This window comes from Variovorax sp. TBS-050B (assembly GCF_029893635.1).
Classification (GTDB): Bacteria; Pseudomonadota; Gammaproteobacteria; order Burkholderiales; family Burkholderiaceae_C; genus Variovorax.
In genome coordinates, this window is record NZ_JARXYR010000002.1 from 3,278,841 (window position 1) to 3,303,666 (window position 24,826).

Genomic DNA, 24,826 nt, shown 5'->3' on the forward strand with positions numbered 1-24,826 from the left:
GGTGTTCGCGAAGGGACCTGGCTGCGCCGGTCCTTGCCGGTTGAGCGCTCTGTCGTCTTTCTAGGCGCCCAGGGCGCGCAGCACGTCGTGGCATGCGCCCATGGTGTGGTAGTCGGTCTTGCCGGCGGGGCTCTTCTCGTCGCTGATCTTGCGGTTGTCGGGCGTGAGGATGCGGTACCACGCGCCGTGCCGGTGGTCGACGAAATGCGCCCAGCTGTAGGTCCAGATGCGGTCGTACCAGTGCCAGTACGCGGCGTCGCCGGTGCGCACGGCCAGCAGCGCGGCGGCGGCGAAGCTCTCGGCCTGCACCCAGAAATACTTGTCGCCGTCGCACACCGCGCCGTCGGGGCCGAAGCCGTAGACCAGCCCGCCGTGGGCCGCGTCCCAGCCGCGCGCCATCGCGGTGTCGAAGAAATGCTTCGCGCGCGGCACGATCCATCCGGGCGCCTCGCGTCCCGCGTCAACTAGCGCGCGCTCCAGCTGCAGCAGCAGCTTGGCCCATTCGGTCAGGTGGCCGGTCTGGAAGCCCCAGGGCCTGAAGATGTTGCTCTTGTCGCCGCGGTTGTAGTCCCAGTCGATCGACCAGTCCTCGCGGTAGTGCTCCCAGACCAGGCCGTCGGCGAGCGCGGCCTGCCGTCCGGTGATCGATTCGGCGAGCGCGAGCGCGCGCTCGATGAAGCGCGTCTCGCGCGTGGCCTCGAAGGCGGCGAGCATCGCCTCGCAGGCATGCATGTTGGCGTTCTGGCCGCGGTAGGGCGCCACGCGCCAGTCGGGTGAGGCTTCGTCCGCATAGAGCGCATGCTGCGGCTCCCAGAAGCGGCGCTCCATCAGCTGCCAGGTGTCGTCGAGGCCCGCGCGCGCCTCGTCCACGCCCGCCATCAGCGCATGCGCATGCGCGAGCAGCACGAAGGCGAGCCCGTAGCAGTGCTGCGTGCCGTCCTGCACCTGCGCGCGGCCGTCGTGCCAGTCGATCTGCCAGGCGTAGCCGCCCGCGGACTGCGCATGCGCCTGCCGCACGAAGGCCAGCGCGTGGCGCGCATGGTCGAGGTGCTTCGCGTCGCCGAAGCGCCGCGCGGCCATCGCATGGTTGAAGACGAAGCGCGTGCTGCTCACGAGGTGCCGCGTGCGCCGGTCGTACACCGTGCCGTCGTCCTTGAAGAAGTGGAAGAAGCCGCCCGAGGAATCGCGGCTCACGGGTTCGTAGAAGTCGAGCGTGTGGCGGATGTGGCCGGTCAGGAAGTCGGGCGAGCGGAAGTCGGGCATGGGCGGCATACGTTGAATGATCGGGTGTCTGCACAGGCGCGGCAGGGTCGCGGCGAAGCGCATTGTCATTGCAACGACAGTCGCTCCACAACGGCGGCCGGCCGCGTGCACGGTTGCACTGCAGCATAGGCATTTGCCCCAGTATGCAAGCGGGAGGCGCCCCCCAACAATCGGTCCGCGTCGAGGCTGTGAACCAAAGATGGACCTATGAACCGCTTTACCCTTTCGAATCCGGGCGACTCCGCGAGATGAGCGACGTCATTCTCGAAACACGCGAGCTCACCAAGGAATTCAAGGGCTTCACCGCGGTCAGCAAGGTCAACCTGTCGGTGGTGCGCGGGTCGATCCATGCGCTCATCGGGCCCAACGGCGCGGGCAAGACCACCTGCTTCAACCTGCTCACCAAGTTCCTCGAACCGACGAGCGGCACCATCCTCTTCAACGGGCAGGACATCACGGGCGAGCGGCCGGCGCAGATCGCGCGCCGCGGCATCATCCGCTCGTTCCAGATCTCGGCGGTGTTCCCGCATCTCACGCTGCTGGAGAACGTGCGCCTCGGCCTGCAGCGCGCGCTCGGCACCTCTTACCACTTCTGGAAGAGCGAGAAGTCGCTCCGGCCGCTCGATGCGCGTGCGCGCGAGCTGCTCGCCGAGGTCGGGCTCGCGCAGGAGGCGGACGAACTCACGGTGAACCTGCCTTACGGCCACAAGCGTGCGCTCGAGATCGCGACCACGCTCGCGATGGACCCCGAGCTGATGCTGCTCGACGAGCCCACGCAGGGCATGGGCCACGAGGACGTGCACCGCGTGGCGGACCTCATCAAGCGCGTGTCGGCCGGGCGTACCGTGCTGATGGTCGAGCACAACATGAGCGTGGTCTCGACCATCGCCGACACCATCACGGTGCTGCAGCGCGGCGCGGTGCTGGCCGAGGGGCCGTATGCCGAGGTCTCGCGCAACCCGCAGGTGATGGAGGCCTACATGGGCACCACCGACGGACAGCTGCAGGGGGCGCATTGATGGCCGTGCCCGCACTCCAGATCAAGGGACTGCACGCCTGGTACGGCGAATCGCACGTGCTGCACGGCGTGGACATGGTGGTGCAGCCCGGCGAGGTCGTCACGCTGCTCGGCCGCAACGGCGCGGGCCGCACCAGCACGCTGCGCGCGATCATGGGCCTGACCGGTGCGCGCAAGGGCAGCATCGAAGTCAACGGCGTGCAGACCATCGGCATGCCGACCCACCGCATCGCGCACCTCGGCATCGGCTACTGCCCCGAGGAGCGCGGCATCTTCGCGAGCCTGTCGGCCGAAGAGAACCTGCTGCTGCCGCCGGCGCTCAAGGGCGCGGGGCAGGGCATGTCGGTGGCCGAGATCTACGAGATGTTCCCCAACCTCGCCGAGCGCCGCCACAGCCCTGGCACGCGGCTGTCGGGCGGCGAGCAGCAGATGCTCGCGGTGGCGCGCATCCTGCGCACCGGCGCCAGGCTGCTGCTGCTCGACGAGATCTCCGAGGGCCTCGCGCCCGTGATCGTGCAGGCCCTCGCGCGCATGATCCAGACGCTGCGCGCCAAGGGCTACACCATCGTGATGGTGGAGCAGAACTTCCGCTTCGCCGCGCCGCTGGCCGACCGCTTCTACGTCATGGAGCACGGCCGCATGGTCGAGGCCTTCGGCGCGCGGGAGCTCGACGCCAAGATGCCGGTGCTCGGCGAACTGCTGGGCGTGTAGCCGCGCGCGGGCCCCCGATTTTTCCGCTGACTCTCTCTCAACCATCCAGGAGACACCATGCCAAACAAGCTCAAGATCATTGCTCTCATGCTCGGGGCCGCGGGGCTTGCCAGCCATGCGGTGCAGGCGCAGGAGAAGGTCGTCATCGGCTACATCAGCGACCTGTCGGGCCTGTACGCCGACCTCGAAGGCAAGGGCGGCGCCACGGCGATCCAGATGGCGATCGAGGACATGGGCGGCAAGGTGCTGGGCCAGCCGGTCGAGGTGCTGACGGTGGACCACCAGAACAAGCCCGACATCGCGGCGTCGAAGGCGCGCGAATGGATCGACACGGCGGGTGCGACGATGATCTTCGCGGGCACCAATTCGGGCGTGGCGCTCGCGACCGCCAAGGTGGCGCAGGAGAAGAAGCGCGTGTTCTTCACCAACGGCGCCGCGACCTCGGCACTGACCAACGCGCAGTGCAGCCCCTACACCGTGCACTACGCCTACGACACCGTGGCGCTCGCCAAGAGCACCGGCGGCGCCGTGGTCGACACCGGCGGCAAGAGCTGGTTCTTCCTCACGGCCGACTACGCCTTCGGCCATGCGCTCGAGGCCGACACCGCCAAGGTCGTCAAGGCCAAGGGCGGCTCGGTGGTCGGCGGGGTGCGCGCGCCGCTCAACGCCTCGGACTTCTCCTCGTTCCTGCTGCAGGCGCAGAACTCCAAGGCGCAGGTGCTGGGCCTGGCCAATGCGGGCGGCGACTTCATCAACTCGATGAAGGCCTCGAAGGAGTTCGGCATCGACAAGTCGATGAAGGTCGCGGGCCTGCTGGTGTTCCTGACCGACGTGAAGAGCCTGGGCCTGCAGGCCACGCAGGGCCTGCTGCACACCACCAGCTGGTACTGGGACGCCGACGACGAGTCGCGCAAGTGGGCCGCGCGCTACGAGGCCAAGACCAAGAACAAGCCGACCGACATCCAGGCCGCCGACTACTCGGCCACCATGGCCTACCTCAAGGCCGTCGAGGCGGTGAAGAGCACCGACGCCGACAAGGTCATGGCGCACCTCAAGAAGACGCCGATCAACGACTTCTACGCCAAGGGCGTGATCCGCCCCGACGGCCGCATGGTGCACGACATGCTGCTGGCCGAGGTCAAGAAGCCGTCGGAGTCCAAGGGCCCATGGGACCTGCTGAAGATCGTGAAGAAGGTGCCAGGCGACCAGGTCTACACGACCAAGGAAGAAAGCACCTGCGCGCTCTGGAAGTAGGCTCGCCCCCGGTCTTCGCGCACTGCGTGTCGCTTCGCCAACCTCCTGGCCGGGGGCGCACCCCGGCGGCCCGGCGAAGCCGGTTCCGCGGGTGCCTGCGACCGGGCCTGGCTGCGCCGGCCCTTAGAACTGAGCTCCGGACCTGTTTGATGCATCTATGAACATTTCACTTCCTGCGTTGTTGAGCCAGCTCCTGCTGGGGCTGGTCAACGGCTCGTTCTACGCGATCCTGAGCCTGGGGCTGGCGGTGATCTTCGGCTTGCTCAACGTCATCAACTTCGCGCACGGCGCGCTGTTCATGATGGGCGCGGTGCTGTCGTGGATGGCGATGAACTACTTCAACGTCGACTACTGGGTCATGCTGGTCGCGGCGCCGCTCATCGTGGGCCTGTTCGGCGTGCTGATCGAGCGGCTGCTGCTGCGCTGGATCTACAAGCTCGACCACCTTTACGGCCTGCTGCTCACGCTCGGCCTCACGCTGCTGATCGAGGGCGGCTTCCGCTCGGTGTACGGCGTGTCCGGCCTCGCCTACAACACGCCGGAGGCCCTGAGCGGCGGCACCAACCTGGGCTTCATGTTCCTGCCCAACTACCGCGCCTGGGTGGTGATCGCATCGCTGGTCGTCTGCTTCGCGACCTGGTATGCGATCGAGAAGACGCGGCTCGGCGCCTACCTGCGCGCCGGCACCGAGAACCCGCGGCTGGTCGAGGCCTTCGGCGTCAACGTGCCGCTGATGGTCACGCTGACCTACGGCTTCGGCGTGGCGCTCGCGGCCTTTGCGGGCGTGCTCGCCGCGCCGGTGATCCAGATCTCGCCGCTGATGGGCCAGAACCTCATCATCATCGTGTTCGCGGTGGTGGTCATCGGCGGCATGGGCTCGATCATGGGCGCCATCCTCACCGGGCTGTCGCTCGGCGTGATCGAGGGGCTCACCAAGGTGTTCTATCCCGAGGCGTCGTCGACCGTGGTCTTCGTGATCATGGTCGTGGTGCTGCTGATCCGGCCGGCCGGCCTGTTCGGCAGCGAGAAGTGAACGGGCGCCCAGCAAAATGAAGAAGATCTCCACCGTCGCCTACGCCGTGCTGCTGCTGGCGCTCATTGCCGCGCCGTTCATCGGCTTCTATCCGGTGTTCGTGATGAAGGTGCTGTGCTTCGCACTGTTCGCCTGCGCCTTCAACCTGCTGCTGGGCTATACCGGCATGCTGTCCTTCGGCCATGCCGCCTTCCTCGGCGGGGCGGCCTACCTCACGGGTCAGGCGCTCAAGGTCTGGCACTTCACGCCCGAACTGGGCCTGCTCGCCGGCACGGCGACCGGCGCGCTGCTCGGGCTGGTGTTCGGCTGGCTCGCGATCCGCCGCCAGGGCATCTACTTCTCGATGATCACGCTCGCGCTCGCGCAGATGATGTACTTCGTCGCGCTGCAGGCGCGCTTCACGGGCGGCGAGGACGGGCTGCAGGGCGTGCCGCGCGGCAAGCTCTTCGGCCTGGTAGACCTGCGCAACGACCTCACCATGTACTACGTGGCGCTGGTGATCGTGGTGGCGGCCTTCCTGCTCATCGCGCGCACCGTGCATTCGCCGTTCGGCCAGGTGCTCAAGGGCATCAAGGAGAACGAGCCGCGCGCCATCTCGCTCGGCTACGACGTGAACCGCTTCAAGCTGCTGGCCTTCGTGATCTCGGCCGCGCTGTCGGGGCTCGCGGGTTCGCTCAAGACGCTGGTGCTCGGCTTCGCCTCGTTGAGCGACGTGCACTGGACCGCCTCGGGCCACGTGATCCTGATGACGCTGGTGGGCGGCCTCGGCACGCTGTCGGGTCCGCTGGTCGGTTCGGCGGTGGTGGTGCTGCTCGAGAACAAGGTCGGCGACTTCGGTGCCTTCATGGCACGGCTCACGGGCGTCGACTGGTTCAACACGCTCGGCGAGTCGGTGACCATGGTCACCGGCCTGATCTTCGTGATCTGCGTGCTCGCGTTCCGACGCGGCATCATGGGCGAGATCGTCGCGTTCTTCGAGCGGCGGCGCGCCAGGTAGGCGGCCGCCGCCGGTCGGGCTCAGGGCAGCGCGGTGATCCGGTTCGCCGCGGGCGGCGCGAGCGGGCTGTTGGCCTTGATGTAGGCCTCCAGCGCATCCACGTCCTGGTCGCCGCCGAGCGTGTCGGTGCCCTGGTTGAAGGCCGTGAAGTTGTCGCCGCCGGTTGCCAGGAAGCTGTTCATCGTGACGCGGTAGCTCGCGCTGTCGCTCATCGCGGTGCCGTTGAGCGCCATGTTGGAAATGCGCGAGCCGGCCGGCGCCGAGAGGCTGTAGCTGTAGCTCAGGCTGCGCGAGGGCAGCAGCACGCGCGGCGAGGAGACCGTGTTGCTGCCGCTGTTGAACTGCTGCTCCAGCACGGCCCTGATCTGCGCCCCCGTCATCGTCTTCACCACCAGGCTGTTGCCGAAGGGCTGCACGCTGAAGATCTGGCCGTAGGTCACGCTGCCGTCGCCGGCGGGCGTGAGGTCGGCGCGCACGCCGCCCGGATTCATGAAGGCGATCTGTGCGCCGCCCTTGTCGCTGGCGCTGGTCGCGGCGAGCTGCGCGTCGGCGATCAGGTTGCCGAGCACGCTTTCGCGCGATGCGGTCTGCGTGCGCGTGGCCGGCGCCGAGAGCGTGCCGACGACGCGCTGCACCAGCGGCGCGGCGACCGCGAGGTACTGGCTGACGAGCGCCGCCACTTCCTGGTTCTTGCCGAACACCGGGTACTGGTCGGTCACCGCGACCGTGGTGGCACCGCTGGTGTAGCCCTCGCCCTGCACGATCACGTTGTCGGCCGACTTGGCCGAGACCTTGCGCGTGCGCGTGTTGATCGTGAGGTTGATGTCGGTCAGCAGGGTGCCGTACTGGCCGGCGCTGGTCAGCAGGAAGGGCCTGGCCGGATTGGTCCTGGCGTAGTCGCAGACGTAGGAGCGGTGCGTGTGGCCCGAGACCACCACGTCGACCGCCGGATCGAGCTTGTCGAGGATCGGCAGGATGTCGCCGCTCAGGCCCGCGCAGCTCTTGTCGTTGTAGCCTACCGTGGTGGTGCCGCCTTCGTGCACCACGACGACGATCGCATCGGCGCCTTCGGCCTTGAGCTGCGGGATCAGCGCGTTGGCGGTGTCGGCCTCGTCCTTGAAGCTCAGGCCCGCGACGCCGGCCGGCGTCACGATGCTCGGCGTGCCCTTGAGCGTCATGCCGATGAAGCCCACCTTGACCGTGGCGCCGTCCTTCGTGAAGGTCTTCATGCCGGTGGCGGGGAACAGCGTCTTGCCGTCGCTCTTCACCGTGTTGGCCGCGAGGAAGCCGAAGTTCGCGCCCGGGAAGGACTTGTTGACGCGGCAGGGCTCGAGCGGCGTGTTCTTGGCGCAGCCGCCGTTCTTCATGCGCAGCAGCTCGTTCTGGCCCTTGTCGAACTCATGGTTGCCGACCGCGTTGAAGTCGATCTTCATCATGTTCACGGCCTCGATCGTGGGCTCGTCGAGGAAGAGCGCCGACACCAGCGGCGAGGCGCCGATCATGTCGCCGGCCGAGACCACGGCGTTGTTCTCGTTCTTGGCCTTGAGCGCCGCGACGGCCGACGCGAGGTAGGCGGCGCCGCCCGCGGGCACCGGCACCGTGCCGCCGCCGCTGGCCGGCGCGGTGATGGAAAGCCGCGGTGGCTCGAGGTTGCCGTGCAGGTCGTTGAAGGCAATGATCTTCACCTCCACGCTGGCAGGTGCGGCCGGTGCCGGGGCGGGTGCCGGGGCCGGCGGCAGGAACGGAATGAAGCCGTTCGAGCCGCCGCCGTTGCCGCCGCAAGCCGACAGCATGGCCAGGACCGTGCCTGCGGTGGCGAGATGTTTGATCGATGCGTGCACGTGCCGCTCCTCTGTGAAATGGAATGCGCGGATGCTGGCCAGGGCAGATGACGTCGCCGTGACGGCGCCCGCCAGCCGATCAGGGCAGCGCGATCAGGCGCACCGGCAGTCCGGGGCCGAAGGCGCGTTGCAACAGCTCGGCGGCGCGTGCGCCCTGCGGCTGGGCCGAGGCCGGCATCGCGAGCGCGCCTTCGGCCGCGCGCCGCTGCAGGTGCCAGCCTTCCTCGCCAAGCCGGATCAGGCTCGCGAGCGCCGCGGGATCGGCCACGGGCAGGGCGGTGGGCGTGATGTCGAGCCAGTCGACCACCTGGTTGCTCTCGCCGCCGAGCCGCGCGATCGCGCCTTGCACCAGCGCCTGCTGCGTGGCCGCATCCCGCACCGCGCCCTGCAGCACGATGCCGTTGCCGTGCCAGCGGATCTCGAGCGCGGCGCTGGCCGGGGGCGAAGCGGGTTGCACGCGCGCAGCCAGCCAGGCGGCGCCCGCGGCGGCGGACAGGAGCACCACCGCCAGCACCCACACGGCGATTCGTCGTTGGCTCATCGGGGAAACAGGTTCATGGTGCGGTTGGGAATGCGCCGAGTTCAAGGGCGCGGCATGACCGCGTGATGACGCCGGGGGCAGGGCCGCGCTTAGAGCCGCAGCGGCGCGGCGTAGCCCGTCATCTCGAGGTAGCCGCGGCCCACGCGCCGGCCCGCTGCATCGCGCAGCTCGCTCAGCCCTTCCCAGTACACGCCGCCGGTCGAGCCGCGGCTGTCGAGCTCCTGGTCGTCGAGCAGCGCGCGCACCTCGAACGCGCCCGCGGGCGTGTGCACGCGCCACTGCGTGGGATAGCGCGCCTGCGTGCGCGGGCTGGTCCAGGGCGCGCCGGCCTCGAAGCGCACCTCGTCGTGGCCGAAGGTGCGCAGCACGCCGTCGCGCGTGCGAAAGGAGCCGCCGGCCCACAGCGCGCTGCCGTCGCGCCGGCGCAGATGAAAGGCGGTGAGCGCGCTGCCGTCGTCGAGGTTCATGCCGATCCAGTCCCAGCCCACGGCCTCGGGATGCAGCAGCGCCTCGCTCCATTCGTGGTCGAGCCAGGCGCTGCCCTCGAGCTCGAAGACCTCGCGCGCCTTGCCGAGCACCAGCCGGCCCTGCGTGCGCAGTTGCGGCTCGCTGTAGTAGTAGCTCGCCTGCGCTTCTTCCGGCCCCTTGCGCGAGAGCCCGGCCTTGCCCTGCAGCAGCACGGGCTGCGTGGGCGTGAAGTGCAGGTCGAGCGTGAATTCGCCGGCCGGAACGCGGGCCGCATAGCGGCCGTTCTTGCGCACCAGCGACCAGTCGCGCAGGCGCACGTCGGTGTCGGCCTCGCTGGCCGCGGCGACGCCGAAGCCCGCGCGCGCGATGCGCTGGTCGTGGTGCAGCACGCGCGCCTGGAGGTCGGTGACCGCGGCATGGGCGAACACGAGATGCTTCGCGGCGAAGGCCGAGCGCAGCGCCTGCGTCGCCTGGACGCGGGAGCGGAAGAAGGTCACCTGGAAGCCGAATTCGCGCCCCGCGCGCGTCCGGCCGTGGCCGGTGACGTACCACCATTCGGTCTGCATCTCGGGGTGGCTGCCGAAGTCGCGCGGGAACTGCAGCGCGCGCGCGGGCAGGGCCCGGGCCGCGGGCGCGGCCGCCAGCGCGGCCAGCAGCAGGCTGCGCCTGGACAGCAGGCCGGCGGCGATCGCGGGCGCGGCGGCCATGCCGGTCTCAGTGCGCCACCAGCGCATCGATGCGCTGCCGCGCGGGCGCGATGTCGCCGAAGGCGTTGCGCACCCAGTCCGCGTCGTGGTAGCTCGGCAGGTAGCGCTCGCCCGCGTCGCAGAGCAGCGAAAGGATCGAACCCTGCCGCCCCGCGGCGCGCATCTCGTGCGCGATCGCGAGCATGCCGACGAAGTTGGTGCCGGTCGAAGGACCGACCTTGCGCCCGAGCAGCGCAGAGAGCGCATGCATCGCCGCGACCGAATCGAGGTTGGGCACCTCGATCATGCGGTCGACCAGCGTGCGGATGAAGCTGGGCTCCACGCGCGGGCGGCCGATGCCCTCGATGCGCGAACCGGGCGCCGTGAGCGCGGCGTCGCCGCTCGCGTGGAAGGCCGAGAACACCGAGCCCTCGGGGTCGGGCACGCAGACGCGCGTGTCGTGGCCGCGGAAGCGCACGTAGCGCCCGATGGTGGCGCTGGTGCCGCCGGTGCCCGCGCCCACCACGATCCACGCCGGCACCGGATGCCGCTCGCGCGCCATCTGCTGGAACATGCTCTCGGCGATGTTGTTGTTGCCGCGCCAGTCGGTCGCGCGCTCGGCGTAGGTGAACTGGTCCATGTAGTGGCCGCCGGTCTGCTCGGCGAGCGCGCGGGCCTGGTCGTAGACCTCGGCCGCGTGATCGACAAAATGGCAGCGCGCCCCGTAGAAGGCGATCTGCGCCACTTTCTCGGGCGAGGTGCTGCGCGGCATCACGGCGATGAAGGGCAGGCCGAGCAGGCGCGCGAAGTAGGCCTCGCTCACGGCGGTCGAGCCGCTGGAGGCCTCGACGATCGTCGTGCCTTCGCGCACCCAGCCGTTGCACAGCGCGTAGAGGAACAGCGAGCGCGCGAGCCGGTGCTTGAGGCTGCCCGAGGGATGGGTGGATTCGTCCTTCAGGTAGAGGTCGATGCCCGCGGCCGCGAGCGCGGGCAGGGGCAGCGGGATCAGGTGCGTGTCGGCGCTGCGCTGGTAGTCGGCCTCGATGCGGCGCATCGCGGCGGCGGTCCATCCGCTGCCGTCGATGCCGCTGCCCGGTGCAGGCGTAGAAGAAAGTACGGGTGTGTGCTGTGCCATGTAGGAGGCAGTCTACAAGTCATCGCGCATCGCGCCCCAACGCCCGGCAAATCGGGATACTGTGCGCCGCCATCCATTCGGCAGGAGACACAACGCATGAGAACGACACGCCAGCCGCGCACCGCAGCGCGGCGCTCGCCCATCCGTCCACGGCATTCCATCGGCGCGGTCGCGCTCGCAGCGCTCGTGCTCGCGGGCTGCGCCTCGTCGCCCCCCGGCCCGCAGACGCCGCCGCGCCCGCCGTCGTCGTTCGCCGTGCCCGGCCTCGAGCAGCCGGCCGAGGTGCTGGTGGACCGCTTCGGCGTGCCGCACCTCTACGCGGGCACGCTCTACGACGCCTTCGTGGCGCAGGGCTTCATCGCCGCGCGCGACCGCCTCTGGCAGATGGACCTGTGGCGCAAGCGCGGGCTCGGCGAGATGGCGAAGGACTTCGGGCCCGCCTGGGTTGAGCACGACCGCGCCGCGCGCGCCGTGCTCTACCGCGGCGACATGTACCGCGAGTGGCTGGCCTACGGCTCCGACGCCAAGCGCGTGGCCGAGGCCTTCACGGCCGGCGTCAACGCCTACGTGGCGCAGGTGCGCGCGCAGCCCGCGCTGCTGCCGCCCGAGTTCGCGCTGCTCGGCTACCAGCCGGCGGTCTGGTCGCCCGAGGACATCGTGCGCATCCGGCACCACGGCCTCACGCTCAACTTCACCTCCGAGATCGAGCGCGCCCGCGCCTTCTGCGCCGGCGCCGCGGGCGCGAAGGCCGACTGGCTGCGGCGCGAACTCGATCCGCCGGTCACGCCCACCGTGCCGCCGGGGCTCGACCCCTGCGCCGTGCCGCATGCGGAACTGCGCGCGGCCTACCAGCTGGCCACCGCATCGCCGCAGTTCACCAAGTCGAACACGCCACTCGCCGTCGCGATGGCGCCGCAGCCGGACGGCGACGCCGCGGCACCGCTGCAGGCCGAGGCCGGCGACCCCACCGCCGCCTACGGCAGCAACAACTGGGTGATCGCGCCGCGGCTCAGCGCCACCGGCCGCCCGATCCTCGCCAACGATCCGCACCGCGCCCACGGCGCGCCGAGCCTGCGCTACATGGCGCACCTGAGCGCGCCGGGCATGGACGCCATCGGCGCGGGCGAGCCCTTCCTGCCCGGGCTCTCCATCGGCCACAACGGCACCATCGCCTTCGGCCTCACGCGCTTCTACATGGACCAGGAGGACCTGTACGTGTACGAGCTCAACCCGGCCAACCCCGCCGAGTACCGCTACCAGGGCCGCTGGGAGCCGATGCTGCGCGTGACCGAGCGCATCGAGGTCAAGGGCGAGGCCGCGCCGCGCGAGCTGGTCAACAGCTTCACGCGGCACGGCCCGGTGCTGGTGTCCGAACCCGGCAGGCAGCGCGCCTGGGCCTTGCGCGCGGCCTGGCTCGAGCCCGGCATGGCGCCGTATTTCGGATCGATGGACTACATGCGCGCGCGCAACTGGGACCAGTTCCGCGCCGCCATGAACCGCTGGGGCGCGCCGGGCGAGAACCAGGTCTATGCGGACACCAGCGGCAACGTCGGCTGGATTCCGGGCGGCCTCACGCCGATCCGCCCCAACTGGGACGGGCTGATGCCGGTGCCGGGCGACGGGCGCTACGAATGGTCGGGCTTCCGCAACGGCGACGAGCTGCCGTTCGAGTTCAACCCGGCGCGCGGCTACGTCGTGACCGCCAACGAGAAACAACATCCCGCCCGACCATCCGGCCGCGAAGAAGGGCGTGGGCTACGAGTGGAGCGATGCGGCGCGCGCACGCCGGCTCAAGGAACTGTTCGCGACCAGGGCGGCGGCGGGCGGGCGCTTCACGCTCGAGGACTCCGAGCGCATGCAGAACGACATCGTCGCCACGCCCGCGCAGCGCCTGCTGAAGCTGCTCGCGCCGCTGCGCAGCGACGACGCGCAGACCGCCGCGGCGCTGCGCATGCTGCAGGGCTGGGACGGCAGCATGCACCGCGACAGCGCCGCCGCCGCGCTCTACGAGGTCTGGAGCAGCAAGCCGCTGCGCGCCGCCGTGCTCAAGGCCGGCGCGGGCGAGTCCGGTGCCGCGCTGGCCGCGCCGGGCGACAACACGCGCATGATCCTGCTGCTCGAGAACCCCTCGGGCTGGGTCAGCGAAGCCCAGCGCGATGCGCTGCTGCTCGGCACGCTGCCCGCGGCCATGCAGGAGCTCTCGACCCGGCTCGGCCCCGACCCCGCGGCGTGGAAGTGGGGCGCGCTGCACCGCGCCGAGTTCCGCCACCCGCTCGGCAGCGTGGTCGATGCCGCCACGCGGCAGAAGCTCGAGGTGGGCGACTGGCCGATGTCGGGCTCGGCCTTCACGCCGATGGCCGCGAGTTACCGCGCGAGCGACTACCGGCTGAGCTCGGGCGCATCGTTCCGCATGGTGCTCGACGTCGGCAACTGGGACGCCTCGCGCGCCATCAACACGCCGGGCCAGTCGGGCAACCCCGCGAGCCCGAACTACCGCGACCTGGCGCCGCTCTGGCTCGAGGGCAAGTACGTGCCGCTGCTCTACAGCCGCGGCGCGGTCGAGAAGGAGACGGTGGAGCGCATCCGGCTGGTGCCGGCGCGCTGAGCCCGCGTCCCGCTACCAGTCTTCCTTGACCGCCAGCACCGCGTCGCGCCCGGCCGCGGCCCGTCCCGCCATCCAGGCGGTGACGGTGCCGGCGGCCACCACCGCCGCGCAGAGCGCGAGCAGGCGGCCCCAGGGCACGAGCAGGTCCATCGTCCAGTGGAAGCTCTGCGGGTTGACCACCTTCACGAGCACCACCGACACCGCGAGCCCGAGGCCCAGCCCGGCCACGGCGCCGATCGCGGTCCACGCCGCGCCTTCGCCCGCCACCACCGCGAGCACCTGCCGCCGCGTGAAGCCCAGGTGCGCGAGCAGGCCGAACTCCTTGCGCCGTGCGAGCACCTGCGCGCTGAAGCTCGCCGCGATGCCGAACAGGCCGATCGCGATCGCCACCGCCTGCAGCCAGTAGGTCACCGCGAAGCTGCGGTCGAAGATGCGCAGCGAGGTCGCGCGGATCTGCGCGACCGAGGCGATCTCGATGCCCTGTTCGGCCGCCGAGCCGCGCCGCGCCGCGAGTTCGCGCACCGCCGCCTCGACCGCGCGCTCCGATGCGCCCGGCGCGAGCCAGAGCGACACGTCGCTCACGTCGCGCTCGCCCGTGAGCCGCTCGAAGTCGCGCGCATCGATGGTGATGGCGCCGAACTGCCGCGCGTAGTCGCGCCACACGCCCGCGACGAAGAAGCGCGCCGGTTCTCGCGCGCCGCCGAGCGCGGCCGACAGCGGCGCGAAGGTGGTGCCCGGCCTGGCGCCATACAGGTCGACCATCGGCTCGCTCACGTAGATGCCGATCTGCCCCGCGGGCACCGGCAGCGCCGGCCCGGTGAGCGGCAGCGCCTGCGCCGGGCTGCCGTCGAAGCTGCGCGCGATCAGCGTGACCGCCGGCTGCGCCGGGTCGAGCTGCAGCGGCCGCGTGCGCAGCGTGCCGGCGCGCGCCACGCCCGGCAGTTGCGCCAGCGCCTGCACGAAGGCGGGTTCGAAGGTCGCGGTGTCGCTGCTGCTGCCGGCGCCGGCATTGGTCGAGCGGCCGCTGGAGGTGGCGCGCAGGTAGAGGTCGGCCGGCAGCACCACGCCGAGCCAGCTCGTGACCGAATCGCGAAAGCTCGCCACCATCACCGTGAGCGCCACCGCCAGGCTCAGGCTCGCGACCACGCCGCTCACGGCCACCGCCGCCGTGCCGCGCATGCGCCGCGCGCGTTCGATCGCGAGCATCGGCAGCACGCGGCGCGACAGCGCCGGCGCGATGCGGTCGTAGAGCAGCGCCACGAACCAGGGCAGGGCGGTGATGCCGCCGACCAGCAGGCAGCCCACCGACAGATAGGCTGCGACCGGAATGCCCTCGATGGCCGGAAGCTTCGCCAGCAATGCGCCCGCGGCGATGAGTCCGAACGCGAGCCAGTGGCCGCCGCCGCGCGAGGGGGCGGCGCCCAGGCCCTTGAGCGTCTGCGCCTCGGGCAGCGCCTCGGCCGCGCGCGCCGGCCACCAGCCGCCGACCAGCGCCGCCAGCACGCCGAGCGCGCCGTAGAGCAGGGCCGCGCTGCCGCTCCAGTGCAGCGTGGGCGCCACGCCTTCGAAGTAGCCGCCGCCCAGGTCGCCACCGAGCACGCGCAGCGCGAAGGCCGCGAGCGCGGTGCCCAGCGCCAGTCCCGCCGCGCTGCCGATCAGGCCCAGCACCAGCGACTCGGCCAGCACCAGGCGCAGCCGCTCGCGCGGCGTGAGGCCGAGCACGCCGAGCAATGCGAACTGCTGCGCACGCTTGGCGACGCTGAGCGCGAGCACCGAGAACACCAGGAAGGCGCCGGTGAAGAGCGCGACCAGCGCCAGCACCGTGAGGTTCACGCGGTAGGCGCGCGACAGGTTGCTCACGCGCTCGGCCGCATCGCCGGGCTCGGCGAACTGCAGGCCGGCGGGCCAGTCGGGCGCGCTGCGCAGCGCTTCGGTGAAGGCGGCGCGGTCGGTGCCGGGCGCGAGCCGCAGGTCGATGCGGCTCAGGCGCCCCAGCTGGTCGAAGAGATCCTGCGCCGCGCCGATGTCCATCACCGCGATCGCCGGCCCGGTGGCGGCCACGTGGCCCGCCACCTCGAGCGTGTGCCAGGGGCCGCCGCCGCTGCGCAGCTGCACCGTCTCGGCGCCGTCCGCCGGCGCTTCGGCGGGCAGCGCGAGCAGCCGGCGCGCCGCGGCATTCAGGAACACATGCCCCGGCGCCAGCAGCGCGAAGCGCGCGGCATGGCCGCGCGGCTGCGGCATCAGCGCGGGCGCGATGGTGGGCAGCGCGAGCGCATCCACGCCGACCACGCGCAGCGGCAGTTGCCGGTCGGCCGCGCGCGCGAGGCCCTGCACCTCGAGCACCGGGCTCGCGAGCGTCACCTGCGGATGCTGCGCCAGCCGCGCGAACACCGCCTCGTCGAAGCCGCCCTGCACCGCGCGCACCTCCAGGTCGGGCTGGCCGTTGACCGAGCGCACGGCGCTCGAGAACTCGTCGAGCGCGGAGGCATTGATGAGCTGGACCGAGAACGCGAGCGCCACGCCCAGCATCACCGCGAGCACCGCCGCCGCATTGCGCCAGGGGTGGTGGCGGAGTTCCTGCCAGGAGAAGGTGGTGAGCAAGGCGCGCATGGGGCGATTGTGCGCGGGCTGCCGGCGGCGCCGGCGCCCGCTCACAGGCGCTGCGCCATCGCCCCCAGGTAGGTGCGCACGGCCGCGCTGGCGCTGAGCCCGATTGCGCGTTCGTAGGCCTGGCGTGCGGCGGCCCGTGCGCCCCCGGCGGCGAGCAGGTGCGCCCGCGCGGCCCAGAACGGCTGGTAGTTCGCCACGTCGGCGGGCGCAATGGCTTCGAGCGCGCGCAGCCCGGCGTCGTGGCCGCGCGCGTTCGCGAGCGCGCATGCGAGGCTGACCTGCGCCCCGATGCTGGGCCGCAGCGCGAGGAGCCCGTTGTAGAGCGCCACCAGCGTCTCGGGCGGGACCGGCGCGCCCACGCGGCGCTCGCAGTGCGCCGACTGGATCGCGGCCTCGAGCTGGTAGGGGCCGAGGCGCTGCATGCGCGAGGCCTGCGCGAGGCATTGCTCGGCTTCGGCGAGCAGGTCGGGGTTCCAGCGCGCGGTGTCCTGCTGGTCGAGCGGCACGTAGGCGCCGCTGGCGCTGCGGCGCGCCTCGGCGCGGCTCTCGCAGAACAGCATCAGCGCCAGCAGGCCGAGCGGCTCGGGCTCGTCGGGCATCAGCCGGCACAGGATGCGGCCGAGGTCGATGGCCTCGGCGGTCAGGCCGTCCGGGCGCGCATCGGCACCGTCCACGTCGTCCCAGCCGGTGCCGTAGGCGGCATAGATGCCGTCGAGCACGTCCTGCAGCCGATGCGGCAGGTCGCGCGCCTCGGGGTATTCGAAAGGAATGCCGGCGCTGCGGATGCGCGCCTTGGCGCGCACCAGCCGCTGGCCGAGCGTGGCCGGCGCGGTGAGGAAGGCGCCGGCCATGCGCGCGGCGTCCAGGCCGAGCACGGTCTGCAGCATCAGCGGCGTGCGCGCGGCGGCGTCGATGGCCGGATGGGCGCAGACGAAGAACAGGCGCAGCCGGTCGTCGGGCACCGCCTGGCCGCCGGCCTCGGCGGTGTCCATCTCGCCGGCGAGCAGGAGCAGCGTCTGGGTGGCGGCGTCCTGCACGCGCGTATGGCGCCAGGCGTCGAGCCGGCGGTTGCGCGCCACGCTCAGCAGCCAGGCGTCGGGGCGTTCGGGCACGCCGTCGACGGGCCAGCGTTCGAGCGCGCGCGCGAAGGCGTCGGCGAGCGCGTCCTCGGAGCCGGCGATGTCGTGCGTGCGCGCCGACAGGATCGCCAGCAGCCGGCCATAGGACAGGCGGGCCGCCCGCTCGGCGGCCGCGAGGGCGGCCGTGTCGTTCATGGCCGGCCCCCGCCTCAGGCGGCCTGCGCGGTCGCGGTGAACGCCGGCCGCACTTCGACGCCGCCGGTGCTCGCGCAGGGCGCGCGCGCGGCCCATTCGAGCGCGGCGTCCAGGTCCGGCACGTCGATCACGAAGTAGCCGCCGAGCTGCTCCTTGGTGTCGGCGAAGGGTCCGTCCTGCACCTGGCGCTTGTCACCGCGGATGCGCAGCGTGGTGCCGGTCACCGGCGGCATCAGGCCGTGGCCGCCGAGCGAGATGCCGGCCTTGCGCACCGCATCGGCATAGGCGATCCAGCTGCTGCGATGGGCCTGGGCGGCGGGGTCGTCGCTGCGCTCGAACTCGGCGGCCGTCTGGTAGAACATCAGCATGTACTGCATGGTGAAACTCCGTCATGAAAGTGGATTGAGCAGGATCGCTCGTACCCATGACGGCCACCGGTCCGTCATTTCGACAGCAAGCAGCACATTTTTTGACGGCCCGGGCGGCGGCGCAATGCCGCTTGCCCAGGGGAAGGCACCGCCGGGCAGCGCCGGCGGGCACCGCGGCTACGCGGCCCTGGCCGGCGCGGCCGGCGCGAACATGGTTTCGAGCTCGCTGCGCAGCCGGTAGGCCGCGGTGGAGGTGTCGATCGCCACGTCGTCCCAGCAGAGGCTCTGCCCCTTCTTCACGGGCCGCACCAGCCTGACGTCGTGCGCCAGCCCGAGCGGCAGTCCGCCGAGGCGCAGCGAGCGCTCGGCCGGCAGCAGCTTGCCCCAGACGGTGTAGCCGCCCTCGCCGTCGAGCATCTCGCCGGCCGCGAGGTCGCGCTTGGCGGTGGCGACCACGTCGGCGTTCCAGCAGGTGGCGACGCCGGTCGGTTCGCCGCGCAGCGCCACGCTTGCGACCGACATGCCCACTTCGAGCCCGATCAGGTGCCAGCGCTTGTAGAGCGTGAAGTAGCGCCCGCTCGGATCGGTGTGGGCGTTGTATTCCTCGAAGCAGTTCCTGATGTAGTCGGTCTCGGCCTCGACCGTGACCCACACGCCCATGCGGATGTCGTAGGGGATCTTCCGGCCGTCGGCTTCGAGCGAGGACACCACTTCCACCATGCCCTTGCGCTCGAGCACGCCGCCCTCGGTCTTCGGCCGCGTCACGAAGGGGATGTCCTCCACGCTCGCGGGCGGATAGAGCAGGCCGTCGGAGGGCACGCCCAGGCCGGTGGCGTTGGCCACGGCCGAGCTTTCGATCGAGGGCTTGGAGCCGTCGAGGAAGCTGTTGAACATCTTCGGGTTGAGGCCGCCGCGCTTCGCCTGCTCGGGCGTGAGGCCGTAGTGGCCCCAGACCGTCTCGGGCGTGGATTCGCTGAAGTGCGGCAGCCACTTGTGGCCGCGCCCGGCCGCCACCACCGGGAAGCCGCAGGTGCGTGCCCAGTCGACGAGGTCGCAGATCAGCGCCGGCTGGTCGCCGAAGGCGAGCGAATACAGCACGCCGGCCTGCTGGGCGCGGCGCGCGAGCAGCGGGCCGCAGAAGGCGTCGGCCTCGACCGTGACGTTGACCACGTGCTTGCCGTGCGCGAAGGCATCGAGGCAATGGTCCACGGCCGCGACGGGATGGCCGGTGCACTCGACCACGACGTCGATGGTGGGCTCGCGCGTCACGGCCTGCCAGTCGTCGGTGATCCAGGTGCTGCCGGTCTTCAGCGCCTCCTGCACCGAGCCGGCCGCGCTTCGCGCGGGCTGCCAGCCCACGCGTTCGAGGTTCGCGCGCGCGGCGGCCGGCGAGAGATCGGCGATCGCGACCAGCTGCACGCCGGGCGTGCGCGGGATCTGCGCAAGGTACATCGAGCCAAATTTACCGGCGCCGATCAGGCCGATGCGGACGGGGCGCCCTTCGGCGGCGCGCTGCTGCAGGCGGGCATGGAGGCTCATGGTTCAGGCCTCCACGCCGTCGAGCAGTTCGAGCGAGGTCTGCAGTGCGCTCGCGGGCAGGCCGTTCTTCCACGGCAGGTCGACGGGGTAGGGCTTCAGCAGGCAGTCGTCGGGCAGCATCTCGATCGGCGTGAAGTCGCGGTGCGCGATGTACTCGGGCCGCTTGTGGCGCCGGATGTGGTTGCTGACCGCGCACAGGCTCAGGTACACCGCCACGCGGTTGAAGGGCGAGAGGTTGCTGCCCGAGGCATGCACCAGGCAGCTGTGGAACAGGATCATCGAACCGGCCGGGCCCTTGGGCGAGACGATGCCGCCGTGCTTGCCGCCCGCGCGCTCGACCAGCTGGCGGATCAGGTCGTTGTCGACCGTCCACAGCGGATAGCTGGTGGTCGTGAGGTCGTGCTTCGCCTCCACCACGCCCTTCCTGTGGCTGCCGGGGATGAACATCAGCGGGCCGTTGTGCTCGGTCACGTCGTCGAGAAAGATCGCGACGTTCATCGCGCGCTCGGTCGGCATCAGGTCGTCGTTGAGCCAGGTGCCGTAGTCCTGGTGCCATTGCCAGACCTCGCCTTCGAAGGCCATCTTGCCGTTGATCTTGAACTGGTGCATGTAGACCGCTTCGTCGAACAGGTCCATCACCGGCCCGACCATGCGCGGATGGCGCGCCAGCTTCGCGAAGGGCTCGCTGATCAGGTGCGCCGCAAAGTTCGTGCGCACCGCGTCGGAGCCCTTCTCGCGCACGTTGAAGGCCTCGCGCCGGCTGTAGAGATCGGGCACGGCATCGGTCAGCACCCGCGTCTCCTCGGGCGAGAAATGGCTGGGAAAGAACAGGTAGCCGTCGCGCTCGAACTGCGCGCGTTGCTCGGGTGTCAGCTTCATGCGGTGTCTCCTTGTCGGTGGCGGGGTGGGGAAGCGGAATGCGTGCGCCCGGCCGCGGCCGCGCCGCGCGCCAGCTGTTCGGCGAGCCGGCGGGCCAGCGCCTCGCTCGCCTGCGCCACGTGCGCCTCGCTCAGGCGCGCCGCGCGTGCTTCGTCGCCCGCGGCGATGGCCTTCGCGATGGCCTCGTGCTCGTCCCAGAGCGACTCGCGCTGGGGCTCGGCCTGCAGCACCGCACCCATCGCGCGGCGCAGGTGGCGCCAGTGCTGGTCGGCGCTCCGGCCGATCAGCGGATTGCCCGAGGCCGCGTAGATGGCCTGGTGAAAGGCCATGTCGGCATCGATCATGGCCTCGACATTGCGCCCGCGCGCGGCGCGCCGGCCGCGCTCCATGAGCTTCGGGTCGATGCAGAAGCGCTGCCCGGCCGCGAGCCGCGCGGCCAGCACGTCGAGCGCACCGCGCACCTGGTAGACCTGGCGCATCTGCTCGGCATCGAGCGGCGCCACGAGCACGCCGCGCCCGGGGGCGTCGTGCACGAAGCCGTCCTTCTTGAGCAGGCGCAGCGCCTGCAGCACCGGCTGGCGCGACACCCCGAGCCGCTGCGCGATGTCCTCCTGCGTGAGCCGCTCGCCGGGCGCGAGCGCGCCGCTGCTGATGGCGCCGAGCAGGGCGCGGTACACCTGGTCCACGAGGTCGGGGGCGGCTTCGATGCTGACGAGCTGGGCGGGCATGGGGGCTCCGTTTTTGAACTCTGTATACAGAGTACGAACATCCGGGGCGCCACGGCCAGCGGGTTTTCACCCATCCGGGCGGCAACAGGACGCAACTCGCTAAGCTAGCCGCATGCAACTCCCCACCTACGACGACGTCATTGCCGCGGCCGCGCGGCTCCAGGGCCATGCCCACCGCACGCCGGTGCTGCGTTCCAGCACCGCCGATGCACGCTGGGGCGCGCAGTTCTTCTTCAAGTGCGAGAACTTCCAGCGCATGGGGGCCTTCAAGTTCCGCGGCGCCTTCAATGCGCTCTCCCGGTTCGACGCGGCGCAGCGCCAGGGCGGCGTGATCGCGTTCTCGTCGGGCAACCATGCGCAGGCGGTCGCGCTGTCGGCGCGGTTGCTGTCGATGCCGGCCGTGATCGTGATGCCCAGCGACGCGCCGGCCGCGAAGGTGGCCGCGACCAAAGGCTACGGCGCCGAGGTCGTGATGTACGACCGCTTCGCCGAAGACCGCGAGGCGCTGACGAAGCGGCTCGCGCAGGAACGCGGCATGACGATGATCCCGCCCTACGACCATCCCGACGTGCTCGCGGGGCAGGGCACGGCGGTGAAGGAACTGGTCGAGGAGACCGGGCCGCTCGACCATCTGTTCGTCTGCCTCGGCGGCGGCGGGCTGCTGTCGGGCTCGGCGCTCTCGGCTCGCGCGCTCGCGCCCGGCTGCAAGGTCTACGGCGTCGAGCCCGAGGCCGGCAACGACGGCCAGCAGTCGCTGCGCGCAGGGCGCATCGTGCACATCGAGACGCCGAAGACCATCGCCGACGGCGCGCAGACGCAGCACCTCGGCGAATACACCTTCGGCATCATCCGCCGCGACGTGGACGACATCTTCACGGTCAGCGACCTGCAGCTGGTCGAGGCGATGCGCTTCTTCGCCGAGCGCATGAAGATGGTGGTGGAACCCACCGGCTGCCTCGCCTTCGCGGGCGCGATCGCGGCCGGGCGTGCGATCGAGGGGCAGCGCGTGGGCATCGTGGTGAGCGGCGGCAACGTCGACCTGTCGCGCTTCGCCGCGCTGATCGCACCGGCGCAGTGACGCGCCTCAGGCGCGGATGCCCTGCGCCGTGAGGTGCAGCAGGCGGTCCGCGCGCGCCGCGGCGCTTTCGGAATGCGTGACCAGCACCAGCGAGGCGCCGTGCTCGCGCGTCTGCGCGATCAGCAGTTCCATCACCTTCGCGGCCGTGCCCGGATCGAGGTTGCCGGTGGGCTCGTCGGCGAGCAGCAGCGCCGGGCCGTGCACCAGCGCGCGTGCGATCGCCACGCGCTGCAACTGCCCGCCCGAGAGCGTCTGCGGCAGCCGCGCGCCCATGCCCGCAAGGCCCACGGCCTCGAGCATGCGCGCCACGCGCGGCTCGTCGTCGCGGCCGCGCCCGAGCAGCATCAGCGGCAGCGCGACGTTCTGCGCCACGTCGAGGTGCGGCAGCACGTGGAAGGCCTGGAACACGAAGCCCACGTGGCGCCTGCGCCAGAGCGCGCAGGCCTCGCCGTCGAGCGCGCCGATGTCGGTGCCGTCGTGCGTCACCGTGCCGGCGTCCCAGCGGTCGAGCCCGGCCATGCAGTTGAGCAGCGTCGACTTGCCCACGCCCGATTCGCCGACGATCGCGACGAACTCGCCCGGCGCGACGGTGAGCGTCACGTTCTCGAACACCGGCACCTCGCCGTAGTGCTTGGCCAGCCCTTCGATGTGCAGCGTCATGCCGGCACCGCCCGGCGCATCTGTTCGACCGCGGTCCGTGCGGCATCGGGTGCATCGCAAGCGATCACGCGGCGCGCGGGCATGCTGCGCAGCCAGGTGATCTGGCGCTTGGCGAGCTGGCGCGTGGCCGCGATGCCGCGCTCGCGCAGCGACTGCAGCGCGGCGGCATCGGGCGCGACCCGGCCCTCGGCCTCGAGCGCCTCGAACATCTCCCACGCCTGCCGGTAGCCCACGCAGCGCATCGACGGCAGTTCCGGCGACAGGTCGCCGCGCGCGCGCAGCGCACGCACCTCGTCGAGAAAGCCCGCGGCCAGCATGGCGTCGAAACGCTCGGCGATGCGTGCATGCAGCCAGCCGCGGTCCTCGGGCTCGAGCGAGAACAGGAGGCCGCCTTCCGCGGCGGGCAGCGTCTTGCGCGCGCTCGCATGGAAGTGCGAGAGCGGCCGGCCGCTGCTTTCCCAGACCTCGAGCGCGCGCTGGATGCGCTGGCTGTCCTGCGGCGCGAGGCGCGCGGCGGTCTCCGGATCGACCTGCGCGAGCCGCGCATGCATCGCAGGCCAGCCCAGCGCAGCGGCGTCGGCATCGATGCGCGCGCGCACCGCAGGATCGGCCGCGGGCATCGCATCGATGCCGTCGAACAGCGCCTTGAAATACAGCATGGTGCCGCCCACCAGCAGCGGCAACGCGCCGCGCGCGCGGATCTCGGCGATCAGCCGCGAGGCGTCGGCCGCGAAGGCCGCGGCGCTGTAGCGCTCGCGCGGGTCGAGGATGTCGATCAGGTGGTGCGGCACCGCGCGGCGTTCCTCGGCGCTGGGCTTGGCGCTGCCGATGTCCATGCCGCGGTAGACCAGGGCCGAGTCGACGCTGACGATCTCCACCGGATGTTCCCGCGCGAGCGCCAGCGCGACGGCGGTCTTGCCCGAAGCGGTCGGCCCGGCCAGGGCCAGGAAGCGCGGCGGACAGGCGGTTGGGGAAGGGGGACACATGATGCGTCGAGCGTAGCAAATGGTCCGGGATCGGACAGCCGAACGCAGAGGGCGCGAAGGTTTCGCAGAAGGCGCAGAAAAGAATCTCGAAAAATTCTTTGCGTTCCTTCTGCGACCTCTGCGTGTTTTTGTATTCCTTCTGCGTTCGGCTGCCCGATTCCGCTTTTCAGCTCGTCTCCCGCATCCGCCGTATGTCGCGCGAGGGCGGCGCGCCGAAGAGCCGTGCGTACTCGCGGCTGAACTGCGAAGCGCTTTCGTAGCCCACGCGCACGCCCGCGGTGCCGGCGTCGAGGCCCTGGTTCAGCATCAGCTGCCGGGCCTCCTGCAGGCGCAGCTGCTTCAGGTACTGCATCGGGCTCATGCCCGCCACCGCGCGGAAGTGCTGCCGGAAGGTCGAGGGACTCATGTTCGCCGAGGCGGCCAGTTCGTCGGCGAGCACGGTGCGCGTGAAGTTCATCTTGAGCCAGGCCATGCTCTGCGCCACCTGCTGGCTCGGCGAGCCGATCGCCACCAGGCGCTGCAGCTGCGGCCCGTGCGGGCCCGCGAGCAGCCGCACCAGGATCTCGCGCTGCAGGAGCGGCGCGAGCTGCGGGATCAGCCGCGGTTCGGCCAGCAGGTCGACGAGCCGCGTCACCGCGCCGAGCAGCGTCGGATCGAGGTCGCCGAGCGACATGGCGCGATGGCTGCCGTCCCTGGCCGGCGGCGGCAGGGCCATCTCGGCTGCGAGCTGCAGGACCGTGCGGGGATCGAGCCGCAGCATCAGCCCGATGAAGGGCTGCGCGGTGCTGGCGCTGAGGATGTGCGAGACCACGGGAAGCTCGGCGGTCGTGAGCAGCGACTGGCCCGCGGCATAGTCGAACACCTCGCCGCCGAGCGCGACCCGCTTCTGCCCGCTGACCGTGATGCCCACGCCGAAGCCATACATGCAGTGCAGCGGCGCGGTCGCGGCGCTGCGCCGGTGCAGCGAGAGTTCGGGAATGGCCGTGAGGTAGTCGCCATCGGCCTGCGCGGTGCGCGCCACCGCGCGCTGCAATTCGTTCAGCACGGCCGAGGCATCGCGCCGCGCCGGTTGTGCCGCTTCCATCTGGATCCTTTCGAAGTACACGCCGCGAAAAGTCTATCCGCGCCGCATGCGTTTCCGCCGCACATTCG

20 protein-coding genes and 1 pseudogene are annotated in these 24,826 nt (G+C 71.1%); 7 read left to right on the top strand and 14 right to left on the bottom strand.

What is annotated here, in order from left to right:
- Window positions 1-60: 60 nt before the first annotated feature.
- Window positions 61-1,263, bottom strand: coding sequence for an AGE family epimerase/isomerase (locus tag M2165_RS18240; protein ID WP_280815992.1), 1,203 nt, complete (start codon window positions 1,261-1,263; stop codon window positions 61-63).
- Between the two features lie 248 nt (window positions 1,264-1,511).
- On the opposite strand from M2165_RS18240, the gene M2165_RS18245 reads away from it, so the two are divergent.
- The 5 genes from M2165_RS18245 to M2165_RS18265 all read left to right on the top strand — a co-directional run bounded on the left by M2165_RS18245 (window position 1,512) and on the right by M2165_RS18265 (window position 6,276).
- Window positions 1,512-2,282: an ABC transporter ATP-binding protein gene (locus M2165_RS18245; protein ID WP_280815993.1), complete on the top strand. Its 771-nt coding sequence runs from the start codon at window positions 1,512-1,514 to the stop codon at window positions 2,280-2,282.
- Window positions 2,282-2,992, top strand: a complete 711-nt coding sequence (locus M2165_RS18250; RefSeq protein WP_280815994.1) for an ABC transporter ATP-binding protein — start codon at window positions 2,282-2,284, stop codon at window positions 2,990-2,992. The genes M2165_RS18245 and M2165_RS18250 overlap by 1 nt, the downstream gene beginning before the upstream one ends.
- A gap of 57 nt (window positions 2,993-3,049) precedes the next feature.
- Complete coding sequence (locus M2165_RS18255; protein WP_280815995.1) at window positions 3,050-4,246, top strand: ABC transporter substrate-binding protein; 1,197 nt, start codon at window positions 3,050-3,052, stop codon at window positions 4,244-4,246.
- Between the two features lie 157 nt (window positions 4,247-4,403).
- On the top strand, window positions 4,404-5,279 hold the full coding sequence (locus M2165_RS18260) for a branched-chain amino acid ABC transporter permease (RefSeq protein ID WP_280815996.1): 876 nt from the start codon (window positions 4,404-4,406) through the stop codon (window positions 5,277-5,279).
- 16 nt (window positions 5,280-5,295) lie between these two features.
- Complete coding sequence (locus M2165_RS18265; RefSeq protein ID WP_280815997.1) at window positions 5,296-6,276, top strand: branched-chain amino acid ABC transporter permease; 981 nt, start codon at window positions 5,296-5,298, stop codon at window positions 6,274-6,276.
- A 20-nt stretch (window positions 6,277-6,296) separates the two neighbouring features.
- On the opposite strand, the gene M2165_RS18270 is transcribed toward M2165_RS18265, so the two are convergent.
- From M2165_RS18270 to M2165_RS18285, 4 genes are all read right to left on the bottom strand, one after another.
- Window positions 6,297-8,117 carry a bifunctional metallophosphatase/5'-nucleotidase gene (locus M2165_RS18270; protein WP_280815998.1) on the bottom strand — a complete coding sequence of 607 codons (1,821 nt, stop codon included), beginning with the start codon at window positions 8,115-8,117 and terminating at the stop codon, window positions 6,297-6,299.
- A gap of 79 nt (window positions 8,118-8,196) precedes the next feature.
- Window positions 8,197-8,658, bottom strand: coding sequence for a hypothetical protein (locus M2165_RS18275; protein WP_280815999.1), 462 nt, complete (start codon window positions 8,656-8,658; stop codon window positions 8,197-8,199).
- Window positions 8,659-8,747: 89 nt separating this feature from the next.
- Window positions 8,748-9,833, bottom strand: a complete 1,086-nt coding sequence (locus M2165_RS18280; RefSeq protein ID WP_280816000.1) for a carotenoid 1,2-hydratase — start codon at window positions 9,831-9,833, stop codon at window positions 8,748-8,750.
- Between the two features lie 7 nt (window positions 9,834-9,840).
- Window positions 9,841-10,866, bottom strand: coding sequence for a PLP-dependent cysteine synthase family protein (locus tag M2165_RS18285; protein ID WP_280817572.1), 1,026 nt, complete (start codon window positions 10,864-10,866; stop codon window positions 9,841-9,843).
- A 177-nt stretch (window positions 10,867-11,043) separates the two neighbouring features.
- Between M2165_RS18285 and M2165_RS18290 the strand changes: the two are divergent.
- Window positions 11,044-13,552, top strand: a pseudogene (locus M2165_RS18290) (penicillin acylase family protein).
- Window positions 13,553-13,564: 12 nt separating this feature from the next.
- On the opposite strand, the gene M2165_RS18295 reads toward M2165_RS18290, so the two are convergent.
- The 6 genes from M2165_RS18295 to M2165_RS18320 all read right to left on the bottom strand — a co-directional run bounded on the left by M2165_RS18295 (window position 13,565) and on the right by M2165_RS18320 (window position 20,950).
- Window positions 13,565-16,162 carry an ABC transporter permease gene (locus tag M2165_RS18295; protein WP_280816001.1) on the bottom strand — a complete coding sequence of 866 codons (2,598 nt, stop codon included), beginning with the start codon at window positions 16,160-16,162 and terminating at the stop codon, window positions 13,565-13,567.
- Between the two features lie 41 nt (window positions 16,163-16,203).
- On the bottom strand, window positions 16,204-17,436 hold the full coding sequence (locus M2165_RS18300; protein WP_280816002.1) for a DUF6596 domain-containing protein: 1,233 nt from the start codon (window positions 17,434-17,436) through the stop codon (window positions 16,204-16,206).
- 14 nt (window positions 17,437-17,450) lie between these two features.
- Window positions 17,451-17,813 carry a YciI family protein gene (locus M2165_RS18305; RefSeq protein WP_280816003.1) on the bottom strand — a complete coding sequence of 121 codons (363 nt, stop codon included), beginning with the start codon at window positions 17,811-17,813 and terminating at the stop codon, window positions 17,451-17,453.
- 168 nt (window positions 17,814-17,981) lie between these two features.
- The gene (locus tag M2165_RS18310) at window positions 17,982-19,343 is read right to left on the bottom strand and encodes a Gfo/Idh/MocA family oxidoreductase (protein ID WP_280816004.1); all 1,362 of its coding nucleotides are present in this window, start codon (window positions 19,341-19,343) and stop codon (window positions 17,982-17,984) included.
- A 3-nt stretch (window positions 19,344-19,346) separates the two neighbouring features.
- Window positions 19,347-20,222, bottom strand: a complete 876-nt coding sequence (locus M2165_RS18315) for a phytanoyl-CoA dioxygenase family protein (protein ID WP_280816005.1) — start codon at window positions 20,220-20,222, stop codon at window positions 19,347-19,349.
- Window positions 20,219-20,950 (bottom strand): GntR family transcriptional regulator, encoded by a 732-nt coding sequence (locus tag M2165_RS18320; protein WP_280816006.1) that lies wholly within the window; start codon window positions 20,948-20,950, stop codon window positions 20,219-20,221. The genes M2165_RS18315 and M2165_RS18320 overlap by 4 nt, the downstream gene beginning before the upstream one ends.
- A gap of 112 nt (window positions 20,951-21,062) precedes the next feature.
- Here M2165_RS18320 and M2165_RS18325 point away from each other — a divergent pair, with 112 nt between their 5' ends.
- Window positions 21,063-22,028 carry a threo-3-hydroxy-L-aspartate ammonia-lyase gene (locus tag M2165_RS18325; protein WP_280816007.1) on the top strand — a complete coding sequence of 322 codons (966 nt, stop codon included), beginning with the start codon at window positions 21,063-21,065 and terminating at the stop codon, window positions 22,026-22,028.
- Window positions 22,029-22,034: 6 nt separating this feature from the next.
- Here the strand turns inward: M2165_RS18325 and M2165_RS18330 are convergent, their stop codons facing one another.
- The 3 genes from M2165_RS18330 to M2165_RS18340 all read right to left on the bottom strand — a co-directional run bounded on the left by M2165_RS18330 (window position 22,035) and on the right by M2165_RS18340 (window position 24,758).
- Window positions 22,035-22,688, bottom strand: coding sequence for an ABC transporter ATP-binding protein (locus tag M2165_RS18330; RefSeq protein WP_280816008.1), 654 nt, complete (start codon window positions 22,686-22,688; stop codon window positions 22,035-22,037).
- Entirely contained in the window at window positions 22,685-23,674 is a 990-nt protein-coding gene (miaA, locus tag M2165_RS18335; protein ID WP_280816009.1) for a tRNA (adenosine(37)-N6)-dimethylallyltransferase MiaA, read from the bottom strand. The genes M2165_RS18330 and miaA overlap by 4 nt, the downstream gene beginning before the upstream one ends.
- 166 nt (window positions 23,675-23,840) lie before the next feature.
- On the bottom strand, window positions 23,841-24,758 hold the full coding sequence (locus M2165_RS18340; RefSeq protein WP_280816010.1) for an AraC family transcriptional regulator: 918 nt from the start codon (window positions 24,756-24,758) through the stop codon (window positions 23,841-23,843).
- Between the last annotated feature and the right edge of the window lie 68 nt (window positions 24,759-24,826).

Bases quoted from the DNA above. Each gene is read 5' to 3' on its own strand.
- M2165_RS18255 (WP_280815995.1), top strand. From the start codon at position 3,050: ATGCCAAACAAGCTCAAGATCATTGCTCTCATGCTCGGGGCCGCGGGG.
- M2165_RS18280 (WP_280816000.1), bottom strand. From the start codon at position 9,833: ATGGCCGCCGCGCCCGCGATCGCCGCCGGCCTGCTGTCCAGGCGCAGC.
- M2165_RS18315 (WP_280816005.1), bottom strand. From the start codon at position 20,222: ATGAAGCTGACACCCGAGCAACGCGCGCAGTTCGAGCGCGACGGCTAC.
- M2165_RS18250 (WP_280815994.1), top strand. From the start codon at position 2,282: ATGGCCGTGCCCGCACTCCAGATCAAGGGACTGCACGCCTGGTACGGC.
- M2165_RS18310 (WP_280816004.1), bottom strand. From the start codon at position 19,343: ATGAGCCTCCATGCCCGCCTGCAGCAGCGCGCCGCCGAAGGGCGCCCC.
- M2165_RS18320 (WP_280816006.1), bottom strand. From the start codon at position 20,950: ATGCCCGCCCAGCTCGTCAGCATCGAAGCCGCCCCCGACCTCGTGGAC.
- M2165_RS18285 (WP_280817572.1), bottom strand. From the start codon at position 10,866: ATGCGCCGCATCGAGGCCGACTACCAGCGCAGCGCCGACACGCACCTG.
- M2165_RS18245 (WP_280815993.1), top strand. From the start codon at position 1,512: ATGAGCGACGTCATTCTCGAAACACGCGAGCTCACCAAGGAATTCAAG.
- miaA (WP_280816009.1), bottom strand. From the start codon at position 23,674: ATGTGTCCCCCTTCCCCAACCGCCTGTCCGCCGCGCTTCCTGGCCCTG.
- M2165_RS18340 (WP_280816010.1), bottom strand. From the start codon at position 24,758: ATGGAAGCGGCACAACCGGCGCGGCGCGATGCCTCGGCCGTGCTGAAC.
- M2165_RS18325 (WP_280816007.1), top strand. From the start codon at position 21,063: ATGCAACTCCCCACCTACGACGACGTCATTGCCGCGGCCGCGCGGCTC.
- M2165_RS18265 (WP_280815997.1), top strand. From the start codon at position 5,296: ATGAAGAAGATCTCCACCGTCGCCTACGCCGTGCTGCTGCTGGCGCTC.
- M2165_RS18260 (WP_280815996.1), top strand. From the start codon at position 4,404: ATGAACATTTCACTTCCTGCGTTGTTGAGCCAGCTCCTGCTGGGGCTG.
- M2165_RS18295 (WP_280816001.1), bottom strand. From the start codon at position 16,162: ATGCGCGCCTTGCTCACCACCTTCTCCTGGCAGGAACTCCGCCACCAC.
- M2165_RS18300 (WP_280816002.1), bottom strand. From the start codon at position 17,436: ATGAACGACACGGCCGCCCTCGCGGCCGCCGAGCGGGCGGCCCGCCTG.
- M2165_RS18305 (WP_280816003.1), bottom strand. From the start codon at position 17,813: ATGCAGTACATGCTGATGTTCTACCAGACGGCCGCCGAGTTCGAGCGC.
- M2165_RS18240 (WP_280815992.1), bottom strand. From the start codon at position 1,263: ATGCCCGACTTCCGCTCGCCCGACTTCCTGACCGGCCACATCCGCCAC.
- M2165_RS18330 (WP_280816008.1), bottom strand. From the start codon at position 22,688: ATGACGCTGCACATCGAAGGGCTGGCCAAGCACTACGGCGAGGTGCCG.
- M2165_RS18275 (WP_280815999.1), bottom strand. From the start codon at position 8,658: ATGAGCCAACGACGAATCGCCGTGTGGGTGCTGGCGGTGGTGCTCCTG.